Below are 15,672 nucleotides of genomic sequence, written 5' to 3'. Positions count from 1 at the left end.
TGAAGCCTACAGGCCCGGTCTTCATGCGGTCCGACCGCGTCGGCCTCGGGTGGGTGGACCCACCCGGGGCCGACCCGGATCGTCCAGCTCGGGAACTACTCGCCCGTGGCCTTCGCGATGATCTCCTTCGCCACGTTCTGCGGAACCTCGGCGTAGGAGTCGAACTGCATGCTGTAGCTAGCCCGGCCCTGGGTCTTCGACCGCAGGTCGCCGACGTAGCCGAACATCTCCGACAACGGCACCAGGGCGCGGACGACGCGGGCACCGCCGCGCTCCTCCATCGCCTGGATGATGCCACGGCGGGAGTTGAGGTCGCCGATCACGTCACCCATGTTCTCCTCAGGAGTGGTGACCTCGACCGACATCATCGGCTCGAGCAGCGCGGGGTCGGCCTTGCGGGCCGCCTCCTTCATCGCCATCGAGCCAGCGATCTTGAACGCCATTTCCGACGAGTCGACCTCGTGGTACTGGCCGTCCACCAGGGTCAGCTTGACACCGACCAGCGGGAAGCCGGCCAGGATGCCGTACTGCATGGAGTCCTGGGCACCGGCGTCCACCGAGGGGATGAACTCCCTCGGGATACGACCACCGGTGACGGCGTTGACGAACTCGTACGTCGGGGCGTCGTTCTCCAGCGGCAGCGGCTCCAGGCTGATGATCACCCGGGCGTACTGGCCGGAACCACCGGTCTGCTTCTTGTGCGTGTACTCGACCTTCTCGACCTTACGGCGGATGGTCTCGCGGTACGCCACCTGCGGCTTACCGATGTTCGCCTCGACGTTGAACTCACGCCGCATCCGGTCGACCAGGATGTCCAGGTGCAGCTCGCCCATGCCGGCGATGACCGTCTGCCCGGTCTCCTCGTCGTTCTTCACCCGGAAGGTCGGGTCCTCCTCGGCCAGCCGCTGGATGGCGGTGCCGAGCTTCTCCTGGTCGGCCTTGGTCTTCGGCTCGATGGCGACCTCGATGACCGGCTCGGGGAAGGTCATCGACTCCAGGATGACCGGGTTCGCCGGGTCGCAGAGCGTGTCGCCGGTGGTGGTCTGCTTCAGACCCTGCACCGCGATGATGTCGCCAGCCTGGGCCGAGCCGCGCTCTTCCCGCTTGTTGGCGTGCATCTGGTAGATCTTGCCGATCCGCTCCTTGCGGTCCTTGGTGGAGTTCACCACCTGGGCGCCGGTCTCGACCGTGCCGGAGTAGACCCGGACGTAGGTGAGCTTACCGAGGTGCTTGTCGGTCTGGATCTTGAAGGCCAGGCCGGAGAACGGCTCGTTCTTCGACGGCTTCCGCTGCAGCGGCGTCTCGCCGTCGGTCGCGGTGCCCTCGATTGCCGGGATGTCCAGCGGCGAGGGAAGGTACGCCACGACCGCGTCGAGCATCGGCTGGATGCCCTTGTTCTTGAAGGCGGTACCGGTCAGCACCGGGTTGGCCTTGCCCGCGATCGTCGCGCGCCGGATCGCGCTGTGGATCTCCTCGACGGAGAGTTCCTCACCCTCGAGGTACTTCTCCATGATGGCGTCGTCGACGTCGGCGAGGGTCTCGAGCAGCTTCTCGCGCCACTCGTTGGCGGTGTCGACGAGGTCGGCCGGGATCTCCTCGATCGCGTAGTCCTCGCCCTTCTGGGTCTCACCACGCCAGGTGAGGGCACGCATCTGGACCAGGTCGACCACGCCGATGAAGTCGGACTCGGCGCCGATCGGCACCTGCAGCACCAGCGGGGTGGCCTTGAGCCGGTCGATCATCATCTGCACGCAGCGGAAGAAGTCGGCACCGGTCCGGTCGAGCTTGTTGACGAAGCACATCCGGGGCACGTTGTACTTGTCGGCCTGGCGCCAGACGTTCTCCGTCTGGGGCTCGACACCGGCGACACCGTCGTAGACCGCGACCGCACCGTCCAGGACCCGCAGCGACCGCTCGACCTCGACCGTGAAGTCGACGTGGCCGGGCGTGTCGATGATCTGGATCGTGTGGCCCTTCCACTCACACTTGGTGGCGGCGGAGGTGATGGTGATTCCCCGCTCCTGCTCCTGCTCCATCCAGTCCATGACGGCAGCGCCCTCGTGGACCTCACCGATCTTGTACGTGATGCCGGTGTAGAACAGGATCCGCTCGGTGGTCGTGGTCTTACCAGCATCGATGTGCGCCATGATGCCGATGTTGCGTACGTTGGCGAGCGCGTCTGCGGCGGCCACTTCAATCCCTACTTATCGTCGTCTCGACTCACCTGGTGGTGGTTCCGGGCGCCGCGCGGCGCCCGGAACCGGTGTCTTACCAGCGGTAGTGCGCGAAGGCCTTGTTCGACTCGGCCATCTTGTGGGTGTCCTCGCGCCGCTTGACGGCGGCACCCAGACCGTTGCTGGCGTCGAGCAGCTCGTTCATCAGCCGCTCGATCATGGTCTTCTCGCGGCGGGCCTTCGAGTAGGTCACCAGCCAGCGCAGACCGAGGGTGGTGGCCCGGGCGGGACGAACCTCGACCGGCACCTGGTAGGTCGCGCCACCGACCCGGCGGCTGCGGACCTCGAGGGTGGGCTTGACGTTGTCCATCGCCCGCTTGAGGGTGACGACCGGGTCGGTGCCCGACTTCTCGCGGCAGCCCTCCAGGGCGCCGTAGACGATGCGCTCGGCGAGCTGCCGCTTGCCGCGCAGCAGGATCTTGTTCACCAGCTGGGTGACCAGCGGCGAGTTGTACACCGGGTCAGCGACCAGCGGCCGCCGCGGAGCGGGTCCCTTGCGCGGCATGTCAGCTCTTCTCCTTCTTCGCGCCGTAGCGGCTGCGCGCCTGCTTGCGGTTACGGACACCCTGGGTGTCCAGCGAGCCGCGGACGATCTTGTAACGCACGCCCGGGAGGTCCTTGACCCGGCCACCACGTACGAGCACGATGGAGTGCTCCTGAAGGTTGTGGCCGACGCCGGGGATGTACGCCGTCACCTCGATCTGGCTGCTGAGCTTGACACGAGCGACCTTGCGCAGCGCCGAGTTCGGCTTCTTCGGAGTGGTGGTGTAGACGCGCGTGCACACGCCGCGCCGCTGAGGACTCCCCTTCAGCGCTGGCGTCTTGGTCTTACTCGTCTTCGCTTGGCGGCCCTTTCGGACCAGCTGCTGGATCGTGGGCACCGGGTTTCTCCGCTCCCTTCGGCCGCCACTGGGCGGCCGCGCCGTCTGCCGTAGCCGCCCTCATGGGCGACTCTCCTACATTCCGGCCAGGGCCCCCGGACGGGGTCCCGGCACCCGCGGTCGGGCGTGTCGCCCGATTCACGGTTCCGGCACGGACTCTCGCCCGCGTACCGGCTATCTCTCGGCACGCGTCGAGACGCGTGCCCTGTTCTTCGACTTTGTCGTGATCACCCTCAGTCGCCTGGACACCGCGACGAGCGCACGCACGAGTTGCCCGGGCAAGCCCGGGCACGAGGGAAAAGAGTACCTACCACAGCCGCGCGGGTCAAAACGGGGTGGTTGGGGAAAGCCGGCCGGCCTCCCCGTCGGATCCCGTGACGACCGCCCGCGATGAGCCCGCACGTCGGTGATGAGCAACTCCAGTAGCCCATTGTAACGCTCGGCCCGAACCCCTGACCGGCGGCCCCGGGCAAGCCGGCCACCCGCCCCGGCGCCCTGCCCCGGGTCAGCCGAGTTGGAGCAGGAGAGCGAGCCCGAGGCTGAGCACGGTCAGCACCAACCCCACCGCGCCACAGACGATACCGGCGATGGCCAGACCGCGCCCGGTGAAGCGGACCGCCGGCGGTGCCGCCGCCCGACGGATCTGCCGACGCCCCAGCAGGCCGGACACCACGCCGGCCAGGCCGGTGAGCACCCCGAGCAACGCGAAGGCTCCCCCGGCCCAGGCACCCCAGCCGCCCTGCGCGCCCAGCACGCCGAAGCAGCCCACCAGCACGGCGACCAGGATCGAGACGATTCCGGCGACCAGCGCCCCGATCGCCAGACCTGAGGTGACCGGCGCGACCTCCACCTGTACCAGACCGAAGGGGGTGCCCTCGACCGACGTCACCCGGCCCGGGGCCTGCCAGGCATCCCGGGGTGGTGCCGGCACCGGACCCCGGAACCCACCGGCGTGCGGAACACCGGGCGTGGGGACCGGACCGGGGTGGCCCGGCACGGCAGCGAACGGACCGGGATCGGCCTGGTGCGGACCGGGATGCCCCGGCACCGCCGATGAGACGGCCTGGCCCGGGTCCCCCGGTGGTGGGCCCGACACCCCCGGGTCGACCGGCCTCGCCCACTCACTCGGCGGCGGGCTGGCCGGCGACGCCCATCCGCCGGGCCGGTCCGCCCCGGTCGCCGAGACCTCTTCCGCCACGACATCCCCTCCGAGAACACGGATCACCGCCACGGTGACGCGACGGATCTCAGGTCAGGCTACCGCCGCCGGGGTAACGCACGACGGTTAGCTAGTCGACCGTGGGCGCGAAGTCCTGACCGACCGGCGTGCCGGCGTACTGCAGCAGCCCGACCACCAGCGCCGCCACCACCGCCGTGGCGGCCAGCGCGACGCCCGTCCAGGCCAGCCGCTCACCGCGCCGCAGCCAGGCCGCCCCGGTGAGGAAACCCCCCGACGCGTACGCCTCACGGCGCGCCTGCCGGGCCAGCCAGAGCCCGACCGTCGCCGGGACCAGCCCGGCCACGAAGAGCCCGGTCAGTGCCGCCACCAGGCCGAGGGCGAACACCGCTCGCGCCTTGGTGGAGCGGACCGGGTCCGGGTCCAGCGGATCCCGCAGAGGTGGACCGGACGGCACCAGCGGCATGGTCTGCACCAGGTAAGCCTACAAAGGCGACGGGCGCCCCGGGTGTCGAGCGGATCGACATCCGGGGCGCCCGTCGGCGCTGATCCTGATTAGCGGTACGACCCGAAGTCGAAGTCGTCCAGCGGAACAGCCTGGCCACTGGCCGGCCCGAAGCCGTAGTCGCTCTCCGGGTAGCCGGTCATCGAGTACACCTTGGCCTTCGCCTCCTCGGTGGGCTCGACCCGGACGTTGCGGTACTTGCTGATGCCGGTACCGGCCGGGATGAGCTTACCGATGATGACGTTCTCCTTCAGGCCGATCAGCGAGTCGCTGCGGGCGTGGATCGCCGCGTCCGTCAGCACCCGGGTGGTCTCCTGGAAGGAGGCCGCCGACAGCCACGAGTCCGTGGCCAGCGACGCCTTGGTGATACCCATCAGCACCGGACGACCGGCGGCGGGCTCGCCACCCTCGCTCACCAGTCGGCGGTTCTCCGACTCGAACAGCGCCCGGTCGACCAGCACGCCCGGCAGGAACTCGGTCGAGCCGGAGTCGATGACCGTCACCCGCTTGAGCATCTGCCGGATGATGATCTCGATGTGCTTGTCGTGGATGAGCACACCCTGCGAGCGGTAGACCTCCTGGACCTCCTGGGTCAGGTGGACCTGGACCGCCCGCGGGCCGAGGATCCGCAGCAGCTCGTGCGGGTCGATGGTGCCCTCGGTGAGCTTCTCGCCGACCTCGACGTGATCGCCGTCGTGGGCCCGCAGCCGGACCCGCTTGGAGATCTTGTCGTAGACGATCTCGTCGCTGCCGTCGTCCGGCACCACGATGATCTTCCGGGACCGCTCGCCGTCCTCGATCCGGATCCGGCCGGGGGTGTCGGCGATCGGCGCCTTACCCTTCGGCACCCGCGCCTCGAAGATTTCCTGGACACGCGGCAGACCCTGGGTGATGTCCTCACCGGCGACACCACCGGTGTGGAAGGTACGCATCGTCAGCTGCGTACCGGGCTCACCGATGGACTGGGCGGCGATGATGCCGACCGCCTCGCCGACGTCCACGGTCTTGCCGGTCGGCAGCGAGCGGCCGTAGCACGCACCGCAGACGCCCAGCTTCGACTCGCAGGTGAGCACGCTGCGGACCCGCACCGTGTCCACCCCGGCCGCGACGATCCGGTCGACCAGGATCGAGTTGAGGTCCGCACCCCGCTCGGCGACCACGGCCCCGTCCGGGCCCTTGATGTCGTCGGCCAGGGTCCGGGCGTGCACCCCGGTCTCGGCGTGCTCGTGCACCACCAGCTTGCCGTCGAGCCGCTCACCGACCTGCATGGTGATGGCCCGGTCGGTGCCGCAGTCCTCCTCGCGGATGATCACGTCCTGCGAGACGTCGACCAGACGACGGGTCAGGTAACCCGAGTCGGCGGTCCGCAGCGCGGTGTCGGCCAGACCCTTACGGGCACCGTGCGTGGAGATGAAGTACTCCAGTACGGACAGACCCTCCCGGTAGCTGGCCTTGATGGGCCGCGGGATGATCTCACCCTTCGGGTTGGCCACCAGGCCACGGATCGCGGCGATCTGGCGGAGCTGGAGCAGGTTACCGCGGGCGCCCGAGTTGATCATCTTCCACAGCGGGTTCTCCTGCGGCAGCGCGGTGTCCATCTCCTTGGCGACCTCGTTGGTCGCCTTGGTCCAGATCTCGATGAGCTCGCCGCGACGCTCCTCGGCGGTCATCAGACCACGCTGGTACTGCTTGTCGATCCGGTCGGCTTCCTTCTCGTACCGCTCCAGGATCTCCCGCTTGCGCGGAGGCGCGATGACGTCCTCCATGCCGATCGTCACGCCGGACCAGGTGGCCCAGTGGAAACCGGCCTCCTTGAGCCCGTCCAGGGTCGCGGCCAGCGCCACCTTCGGGAACCGCTCGGCGAGGTCGTTGACGATCGCGGAGAGCTGACCCTTGCGGATCTCGTAGTTCACGAAGCGGTAGCCCTGCGGCAGCGTCTCGTTGAACAGCACCCGGCCGAGCGTCGTCTCGACGGTCAGCGGCTCGCCCTCGGTCCAGCCCTCCGGCGCGGTCCACGGCTCGGCGCCGGCACCGTTGTCGACCCCGACCAGGCCCTTGAGCCGGATCTTGACCGGGGCCTGGAGGTGCAGCTCGCCGTTGTCGAACGCCATCCGTGCCTCGGCGTCCGAGCTGAACGCGCGACCCTCGCCCCGCTCGCCCTTGGTGAGGTGGGTGAGGTGGTAGAGACCGATGACCATGTCCTGGGTCGGCATGGTGACCGGCTTGCCGTCGGCCGGCTTGAGGATGTTGTTCGACGACAGCATCAGGATCCGCGCCTCGGCCTGGGCCTCGGCGGAGAGCGGCACGTGCACCGCCATCTGGTCACCGTCGAAGTCCGCGTTGAACGCGGTGCAGACCAGCGGGTGGATCTGGATGGCCTTGCCCTCGACCAGCTGCGGCTCGAACGCCTGGATACCCAGCCGGTGCAGGGTGGGCGCCCGGTTCAGCAGCACCGGGTGCTCGCCGATGACCTCTTCCAGCACGTCCCACACGACCGGCCGCTGCCGCTCGACCATCCGCTTGGCGGACTTGATGTTCTGCGCGTGGTTGAGGTCGACCAGCCGCTTCATCACGAACGGCTTGAACAGCTCCAGCGCCATCTGCTTGGGCAGGCCGCACTGGTGCAGCTTGAGCTGCGGACCGACCACGATGACCGAACGGCCGGAGTAGTCGACGCGCTTACCGAGCAGGTTCTGCCGGAACCGGCCCTGCTTGCCCTTGAGCATGTCGGACAGCGACTTGAGCGGGCGGTTACCCGGACCGGTGACCGGCCGGCCCCGACGGCCGTTGTCGAACAGCGCGTCGACGGCCTCCTGGAGCATCCGCTTCTCGTTGTTGACGATGATCTCGGGGGCACCGAGGTCGATCAGCCGCTTGAGCCGGTTGTTCCGGTTGATCACCCGGCGGTACAGGTCGTTCAGGTCGGAGGTCGCGAAGCGGCCACCGTCGAGCTGCACCATCGGACGCAGGTCCGGCGGGATGACCGGTACGCAGTCCAGCACCATGCCGAGCGGCGAGTTACGGGTGTTGAGGAACGCCGCGACGACCTTCAGCCGCTTGAGGGCACGGATCTTGCGCTGGCCCTTGCCGCTCCGGATGATCTCGCGGAGGTTCTCCGCCTCGGCCTCCAGGTCCATGTTCTGGACCAGGGCTTTGATGGCCTCGGCGCCCATGCCACCGGTGAAGTACTCGCCGAACCGGTCCCGGAGTTCGCGGTAGAGCAGCTCGTCGGTGACCAGCTGCTTGGAGTCCAGCTTGCGGAAGGTGTCGAGGACCTCGTCGAGCCGGTCGATCTCGCGCTGCGCCCGGTCGCGGATCTGGCGCATCTCGCGCTCGCCGCCCTCTTTGACCTTGCGACGCACGTCGGCCTTGGCGCCCTCGGCCTCCAGCTCGGCCAGGTCGGCCTCCAGCTTGGCGGCCCGCTTCTCGATCTCCGAGTCCCGGCTGTTCTCCGCCTGGCGCTTCTCGGCGAGGATCTCGTTCTCGATGGTCGACAGGTCGCGGTGCCGCGACTCGGCGTCCACGCTCGTGATCACGTACGAGGCGAAGTAGATGATCTTCTCAAGGTCCTTGGGAGCCAGGTCGAGCAGGTAGCCCAGCCGGCTCGGCACGCCCTTGAAGTACCAGATGTGGGTCACCGGCGCGGCCAGCTCGATGTGGCCCATCCGCTCACGGCGGACCTTGGACCGGGTCACCTCGACGCCGCAGCGCTCACAGATGATGCCCTTGAACCGGACCCGCTTGTACTTGCCGCAGTAGCACTCCCAGTCCCGCTGCGGACCGAAGATCTTCTCGCAGAAGAGCCCGTCCTTTTCCGGCTTCAGGGTGCGGTAGTTGATCGTCTCAGGCTTCTTGACCTCGCCGTGCGACCACTGACGGATGTCGTCGGCGGTGGCGAGACCAATGCGCAGCTCGTCGAAGAAGTTGACGTCGAGCACGTTAAGTGTCCCCTATGTCGTCGTCTGTATTGCTAGCTACTGAGTGGGGTTGGGGGCCGGGTGACCCGCGAGGGGATCAAGCCTGACCGTCCACAGCGAGGCATCCGGCCCCCAACCCGCAACCTCACACTTCCTCGACGCTGCTCGGCTCGCGCCGGGACAGGTCGATGCCGAGTTCCTCCGCCGCCCGGAACACCTCGTCGTCGGTCTCCCGCATCTCCAGGGCCACGCCGTCGCTGGAAAGCACCTCAACATTCAGGCACAGCGACTGCAGCTCCTTGAGCAGCACCTTGAACGACTCCGGGATGCCCGGCTCGGGGATGTTCTCGCCCTTGACGATCGCCTCGTAGACCTTGACCCGGCCCAGGACGTCGTCGGACTTGATGGTCAGCAGCTCCTGCAGGGCGTAGGCGGCGCCGTACGCCTGCATCGCCCAGCACTCCATTTCGCCGAACCGCTGGCCACCGAACTGCGCCTTACCACCGAGCGGCTGCTGGGTGATCATCGAGTACGGGCCGGTCGACCGAGCGTGGATCTTGTCGTCGACCAGGTGGTTCAGCTTGAGGATGTAGATGTAGCCGACCGCGATCGGGTCCGGCAGCGGCTCGCCCGACCGACCGTCGAAGAGCTGGGCCTTACCGGTCGCCCCGATCAGCTGCTTGCCGTCCCGGTTGGGCAGGGTCGACGCGAGCAGGCCGGAGATCTCCGCCTCCCGGGCACCGTCGAAGACCGGCGTTGCCACGTTGGTGTCCGGCTCCGACTCGTGCGCGTCGATCGAGCGCAGCGCCTTCTTCCAGTCGGCGTCGTCGCCCTCGACCTTCCAGCCCGTCTTGGCCACCCACCCGAGGTGGGTCTCCAGCACCTGGCCGATGTTCATCCGGCTCGGCACACCGAGCGGGTTGAGCACGATGTCGACGGGCGTGCCGTCCTCCAGGAACGGCATGTCCTCGACCGGAAGGATCTTGGAGATGACGCCCTTGTTGCCGTGCCGGCCGGCGAGCTTGTCACCGTCCTGGATCTTCCGCTTCTGGGCCACGTAGACCCGGACCAGCTCGTTGACCCCCGGCGGCAGCTCGTCGCCGTCCTCCCGGGAGAAGGTGCGCACGCCGATGACCGTGCCGGTCTCACCGTGCGGAACCTTCAGCGAGGTGTCCCGGACCTCACGCGCCTTCTCACCGAAGATCGCGCGGAGCAGCCGCTCCTCCGGGGTCAGCTCGGTCTCGCCCTTGGGCGTGACCTTGCCGACCAGGATGTCGCCGGGGACGACCTCGGCGCCGATCCGGATGATGCCGCGCTCGTCGAGGTCGGCGAGCATCTCCTCGCTGACGTTCGGGATGTCGCGGGTGATCTCCTCCGGGCCGAGCTTGGTGTCCCGGGCGTCGACCTCGTGCTCCTCGATGTGGATCGAGGTGAGCACGTCCTGCTGCACGAGCCGCTGCGACAGGATGATCGCGTCCTCGTAGTTGTGTCCCTCCCAGCACATGAAGGCCACGAGCAGGTTGCGCCCGAGTGCCATCTCGCCCTCGTCGGTACACGGACCGTCGGCGATGACCTGACCGGCCTCGACCCGGTCGCCTTCGAAGACCACCGGCTTCTGGTTCACGCAGGAGCCGGCGTTGGAACGGCGGAACTTGTGCAGCAGGTAGGTCCGACGGTGTCCGTCGTCCTGGTGCACGGTCACGTAGTCGGCGCAGAGGTCCTCGACCACACCGCCGACCTCGGCGACCACCACGTCACCAGCGTCGACTGCGGCCCGGTACTCCATGCCCGTACCGACCAGCGGCGACTCGGCCTTGACCAGCGGCACCGCCTGGCGCTGCATGTTCGCGCCCATCAGGGCCCGGTTCGCGTCGTCGTGCTCAAGGAACGGGATCATCGCGGTCGCGACCGAGGTCATCTGCCGCGGCGAGACGTCCATGTAGTCCACGGCGGCCGGTGTCACGTCCTCGGTCTCGCCACCCTTACGGCGGACCAGGACGCGGTCCTCGGCGAACGTGCCGTCAGCCTTCAGCGGCGCGTTCGCCTGGGCCTTGACGAACCGGTCCTCCTCGTCCGCCGTGAGGTAGTCGATCTGGTCGGTGACCCGACCGTCGACGACCTTGCGGTACGGCGTCTCGATGAAGCCGAACGGGTTGACCCGGGCGAACGTCGACAGGGCGCCGATCAGACCGATGTTCGGGCCTTCCGGCGTCTCGATCGGGCACATCCGGCCGTAGTGCGACGGGTGTACGTCCCGGACCTCGAAGCCGGCCCGCTCCCGGGACAGACCACCCGGGCCGAGCGCGCTCAGCCGGCGCCGGTGGGTAAGACCCGCCAGCGGGTTGGTCTGGTCCATGAACTGGGACAGCTGCGACGTACCGAAGAACTCCTTGATCGCCGCCACCACGGGGCGGATGTTGATCAGGGTCTGCGGCGTGATCGCCTCGACGTCCTGGGTGGTCATCCGCTCCCGGACGACCCGCTCCATCCGGGACAGACCGACCCGGACCTGGTTCTGGATCAGCTCGCCGACGGTACGCAGCCGCCGGTTACCGAAGTGGTCGATGTCGTCGGCCTCGTAGCCCTCCTCACCGGCGTGCAGCCGGCAGAGGTACTCCACGGTGGCGACGATGTCGTCCTCGGTCAGCGTGCCGGTGGTGATCGGCACGCTGAGTTCGAGCTTCTTGTTGAACTTGTATCGACCGACCTTGGCGACGTCGTACCGCTTCGGGTTGAAGAAGAGGTTGTCGAGCAGGGTCTGGGCGTTCTCCCGGGTCGGCGGCTCGCCGGGCCGGAGCTTGCGGTAGATGTCGAGCAGCGCCTCGTCCACCCCGGCGATGTGGTCCTTCTCCAGGGTGGTCATCATCAGTTCGGACCAGCCGAACCGCTCGCGGATCTGCTCGGCCGACCAACCGACGGCCTTGAGCAGAACGGTCACGGCCTGCCGGCGCTTACGGTCGATGCGGACGCCTACCGTGTCGCGCTTGTCGATGTCGAACTCCAGCCAGGCACCCCGACTCGGGATGACCTTGACGCTGGAGAGGTCGCGGTCGGAGGTCTTGTCCGGCTGCTTGTCGAAGTACACGCCCGGCGAGCGGACGAGCTGGCTGACCACGACGCGCTCGGTGCCGTTGATGATGAAGGTGCCCTTCGGCGTCATCATCGGGAAGTCACCCATGAACACCGTCTGGCTCTTGATCTCGCCGGTGGTGTTGTTGGTGAACTCCGCGGTCACGAAGAGCGGCGCGCAGTAGGTCAGGTCCTTCTCCTTGCACTCCTCGATAGAGGCCTTGACCTCGTCGAAGCGCGGAGCGGAGAAGGACAGCGACATGGTGCCGGAGAAGTCCTCAATGGGACTGATCTCGTCGAGGATCTCCGCGAGACCAGAACGTGCGTGCGGGTCGTCGGCCGACCGGCCCTGCCAAGCCTCGTTGCCGACCAGCCAGTCAAAGGACTCGTTCTGGATGGCGAGGAGGTTGGGGACCTCGAGGTGTTCGGTGATCCTGCCGAATGAGACTCGGCGGGGCGCGAAAGCGCTCGACGTACGACTGGTCTTCGCAGGGCGGGAAGCTGCCAAGATGCGTCCTTCCGAGGACCGGTGCTGCAGAACGGCTGTTACGCGTGCATCCCGATGACCCTGCTCAAATCTCCAGAAACGGACATTCTGAGCAGGCAAAAAGCCGGAAGGCAGCGCAAACTAGCAGTGTAGCCGAAAGGCTAACCGCTGTCCAGCCACCCCGCAGGTCGACGCGGAACGTGCCTCGGGGAACCCTCATCGGGTCGCTCCCCGGGCCGCTCAGAACGCGGCGTACCCATCGGGCCGCCCGGGGCCACGGCAGTGACGTGTCGCCGCTGTCGTTACCCGGTCCATGGCCGTCGCAAGCGCGGAAGGTCTTGCAGATGTCAGCGTGCCTGCCGCACCGCACCGCGTCAAGGGCTGGTCCGTCTTTCCGACCACCCGCTCCGACCCGCCGCACCCCCACCCCGGGGTCCGTCGCCGACATCACCCCTGATCAGCAGGGGTAAGCCGCCCGTAGTCAGAACAAAGCGGGCGGTGACCCGATTCCGGATCGCCGCCCGCTGCGCTGAGCTGTGCCTCAGCTCACACGAGCTGGAGGCCGATGTTGCGAACCTACTTGAGGGTGACCTTGGCGCCTTCGCCCTCGAGCTTGGCCTTGGCCTTGTCCGCGGTCTCCTTGTTGACCTTCTCCAGGACGGCCTTCGGCGCGGCCTCGACCAGGTCCTTGGCCTCCTTGAGGCCCAGGCCGGTCAGCTCACGCACGACCTTGATGACCTGGATCTTCTTGCCACCGTCAGCGTCGAGGACGACGTCGAACTCGTCCTTCTCCGGCTCGGCCTCAACCGGGGCGGCAGCGCCACCGGCAGCGGCGACCGCGACCGGAGCGGCGGCGGTGACCTCGAAGGTGTCCTCGAACTGCTTCACGAACTCCGAGAGCTCGATCAGCGTCATCTCCTTGAACGCGTCGAGCAGCTCTTCGGTGCTGAGCTTCGCCATGTCTGGCGTCCTTTCCTAAAACTTCGGAAGTATGAACTGGTACGCCGGGAAGGCCGTCAGGCCTGCTCGGCGCCCTCCTTCTCGCGCTTTTCCTGCAGTGCAGCCGCCAGACGGGCGGTCTTCGACAGCGGCGCCTGGAACAGGGCCGCGGCCTTGCTCAGGTTGCCCTTCATCGCGCCGGCCAGCTTGGCCAGCAGCACCTCACGGGACTCAAGGTCGGCGAGCTTCGTGACCTCGGCCGCGGAGATCGCCCTGCCCTCGAAGACCCCGCCCTTGATGACGAGCTTCGGGTTGGCCTTCGCGAAGTCGCGAAGCCCCTTCGCCGCCTCGACGACGTCGCCCGAAACGAAGGTCAGCGCGGTAGGACCGGTGAACAGCTCGTCGAGGCCGTCGATGCCAGCGTCCGTTGCGGCCCGCTTGGCCAGCGTGTTCTTGGCAACCGCGTACGTGGTCTCCCGACCGAGCGAGCGCCGCAGCTGGGTCAGCTGGGCGACCGTCAGGCCGCGGTACTCGGTCAGCACGGTGGCGCCCGAGCTCCGGAAGTGCTCGGTGAGTTCGGCAACGGCCGTGGCCTTGTCGGCCCGAATCGGCTTGTCCGCCATGTCCCTCCTCTCTCGTTACTCCAGGCTGGTTACCTTCGCCAGCGCTGCGGCTGGAGAGGTCGGTAACAAAGGATCACCGCAACGAGAAAAGCCCCGGCGCAGGGCGCACGGGGCGAGAGTCAGCGCACAGCAGTGGTCGGCGGACCACAACACGAGCCGGTTTTCGCTTGCCGCCCTACGCGGGTCGCCCGTCACGACGGAACCTTCGACCGTGCCGAAGCACGGTGACCAGCGGTCTCTGGGTGGAACTTCGCCGGTAAGAGTACGCGACGCGCCGGGTGACCACCAAATCACCTTCGGGTGCCCCCGGTCACTCCGCCCCGAGCCCGCAGAAAGCGGCACGGACCGGCCCACGGACGCGGGCGCCCGCAGGTCAGGGGCGGCGCCTGCGCAACCAGGCGTACCCGGTGAGGGCAGCCGCGCTCCACAGCGCCGCCTGCGCGGTCAGCCCACCGACGGTGGCCGCATCCGGCGCCCCCGCCGTGACCCGGGCGACCGCCATCAGTGGCGGCGCCAGCCAAGGGGCCACCGAGTCCCGCAGACCGAGCACCAGCGAGCCGACCGATCCGCAGGCCAGCACCGCCACCCCGTACAGCGCGCTGCGGCTGACCGCCCGGCTGGCCACGGCCCCGAGCGCCACACCCACCACCAGGGCCAGCAGATGGGCCCAGACGCCGAGCGCGATCCCGTGTGCCAGGGACAGGTCGCCGGGCTGCTCCGGCCCGGCCAGGCCACCGATCAGCCAGGGTGCGCCGAGCCCGAGCAACACGGTCACCAGCCCGGCCAGAGCGGCAGCGAGGAGCCCGGCGAGCAGTTCCCGGCGTACCCCGCCGACCGCGACCAGGGCCAGTCGACGCTGGACGTCCGGCTCGACGTCGAGCAGCAGCTTGGTCTGCCAGGCCAGCACCGGGAAGAGCACGACGGCAGAGACCCCGTACCCCTCGCCGGCCTGCGCCCGGCCGCCCCCGTAGAGGACACCCAGCGCCACCAGACCGGCGAGCAGGGGCGCCAGCGCTCGCCCGGTACGCGTGAAACCCGCCAGCCGCATCCGGACCAGCGCCACCACCGGGGTCACGAGCCCGCCTCCACCGCGTCGTCCAGGCGTACCCGGAGCACCTGGTAGCCGGCGTCCCGCAACCCGGCGGCGGCACTGGTGGCCCGGTCCGCCGGAACCGCCACCTCGATCACCGCCAGCCGTTCGCCGTCGGGCGCGGCCGACTCGCCGACGGCGCCGTCGGCGACCGTCCACCGCCGTGCGTCCGGCAGCCGGGCGGTCTCCCCCCGGTGGTCGCTGACCAGCACCGCCCCGCCGGCGTCCCGCACCTCGCGGACCAGTTCCGGCACCAACTCCCGGGTCTGGGCGTCGAGCCCCTCCCAGGGCTCGTCCAGCACCAGCAGCCCGGGCATCCGGAGCATCGCCTGGGCGAGGCCGACCTTCTGCGCAGTGCCCTTCGACAGCTCGGGCAACCGGACGTCCCGGTACGGGGCGAGCCCGAGCCGGTCGACCCAGTCGTCGACCGCACGGGTGGCCGCCGCCGTCGACAGTCCGCGTGCCCGCCCCATGCCGAGGTACCGCCCGACGGTGCACGGCTGGTCGGCCGGGAACCGCTCGGGCACCCAGCCGACCACTGCCGGCCGGTCCCGCACCGCGCCCCGGTCGGGCCGGATGACCCCCGCCGCCACCTGGAGCAGGGTCGACTTGCCGGCCCCGTTACGGCCGAGCACGAGCACCGCCTCGCCCGGTTCCACGTGCACGTCGACGGACCGGAGCACCCAGGGCCCCCGCCGGTGGTAGCGCACCGAGACACCGTCCAGCCACATGGGACCGAGCGTGCCACAG

11 protein-coding genes are annotated in these 15,672 nt (G+C 68.7%); all 11 read right to left on the bottom strand.

Annotated elements, in window-relative coordinates:
- Nucleotides 1-95: 95 nt before the first annotated feature.
- The 11 genes from fusA to V6U90_RS03160 all read right to left on the bottom strand — a co-directional run bounded on the left by fusA (nt 96) and on the right by V6U90_RS03160 (nt 15,653).
- Complete coding sequence (fusA, locus tag V6U90_RS03210) at nt 96-2,192, bottom strand: elongation factor G (protein WP_334431028.1); 2,097 nt, start codon at nt 2,190-2,192, stop codon at nt 96-98.
- A 76-nt stretch (nt 2,193-2,268) separates the two neighbouring features.
- A complete protein-coding gene (gene rpsG / locus V6U90_RS03205) occupies nt 2,269-2,739 on the bottom strand; it encodes a 30S ribosomal protein S7 (RefSeq protein WP_121158400.1) in 471 nt (156 codons plus the stop codon).
- A gap of 1 nt (nt 2,740) precedes the next feature.
- Complete coding sequence (gene rpsL, locus V6U90_RS03200; RefSeq protein WP_014440718.1) at nt 2,741-3,115, bottom strand: 30S ribosomal protein S12; 375 nt, start codon at nt 3,113-3,115, stop codon at nt 2,741-2,743.
- Between the two features lie 505 nt (nt 3,116-3,620).
- A complete protein-coding gene (locus V6U90_RS03195; protein ID WP_334431027.1) occupies nt 3,621-4,313 on the bottom strand; it encodes a DUF4190 domain-containing protein in 693 nt (230 codons plus the stop codon).
- 91 nt (nt 4,314-4,404) lie between these two features.
- Complete coding sequence (locus tag V6U90_RS03190) at nt 4,405-4,758, bottom strand: hypothetical protein (RefSeq protein ID WP_334431180.1); 354 nt, start codon at nt 4,756-4,758, stop codon at nt 4,405-4,407.
- Between the two features lie 89 nt (nt 4,759-4,847).
- Nucleotides 4,848-8,735: a DNA-directed RNA polymerase subunit beta' gene (locus tag V6U90_RS03185; protein ID WP_334431026.1), complete on the bottom strand. Its 3,888-nt coding sequence runs from the start codon at nt 8,733-8,735 to the stop codon at nt 4,848-4,850.
- A 124-nt stretch (nt 8,736-8,859) separates the two neighbouring features.
- Nucleotides 8,860-12,291, bottom strand: coding sequence for a DNA-directed RNA polymerase subunit beta (rpoB, locus tag V6U90_RS03180; protein WP_334431025.1), 3,432 nt, complete (start codon nt 12,289-12,291; stop codon nt 8,860-8,862).
- Between the two features lie 555 nt (nt 12,292-12,846).
- Nucleotides 12,847-13,230, bottom strand: a complete 384-nt coding sequence (gene rplL, locus V6U90_RS03175; RefSeq protein ID WP_334431024.1) for a 50S ribosomal protein L7/L12 — start codon at nt 13,228-13,230, stop codon at nt 12,847-12,849.
- A 56-nt stretch (nt 13,231-13,286) separates the two neighbouring features.
- Nucleotides 13,287-13,832 (bottom strand): 50S ribosomal protein L10, encoded by a 546-nt coding sequence (gene rplJ / locus V6U90_RS03170; RefSeq protein WP_334431023.1) that lies wholly within the window; start codon nt 13,830-13,832, stop codon nt 13,287-13,289.
- 373 nt (nt 13,833-14,205) lie between these two features.
- Nucleotides 14,206-14,898 carry a hypothetical protein gene (locus V6U90_RS03165; RefSeq protein ID WP_442933520.1) on the bottom strand — a complete coding sequence of 231 codons (693 nt, stop codon included), beginning with the start codon at nt 14,896-14,898 and terminating at the stop codon, nt 14,206-14,208.
- A 5-nt stretch (nt 14,899-14,903) separates the two neighbouring features.
- The gene (locus V6U90_RS03160) at nt 14,904-15,653 is read right to left on the bottom strand and encodes an ABC transporter ATP-binding protein (protein WP_334431021.1); all 750 of its coding nucleotides are present in this window, start codon (nt 15,651-15,653) and stop codon (nt 14,904-14,906) included.
- Nucleotides 15,654-15,672 lie beyond the last annotated feature (19 nt).

Source organism: Micromonospora sp. CPCC 206060, assembly GCF_036906895.1.
Classification (GTDB): Bacteria; Actinomycetota; Actinomycetes; order Mycobacteriales; family Micromonosporaceae; genus Micromonospora.
The sequence above is the reverse complement of the archived record's forward strand: the minus strand, read 5'-3'. Positions and strand labels throughout refer to the sequence as shown.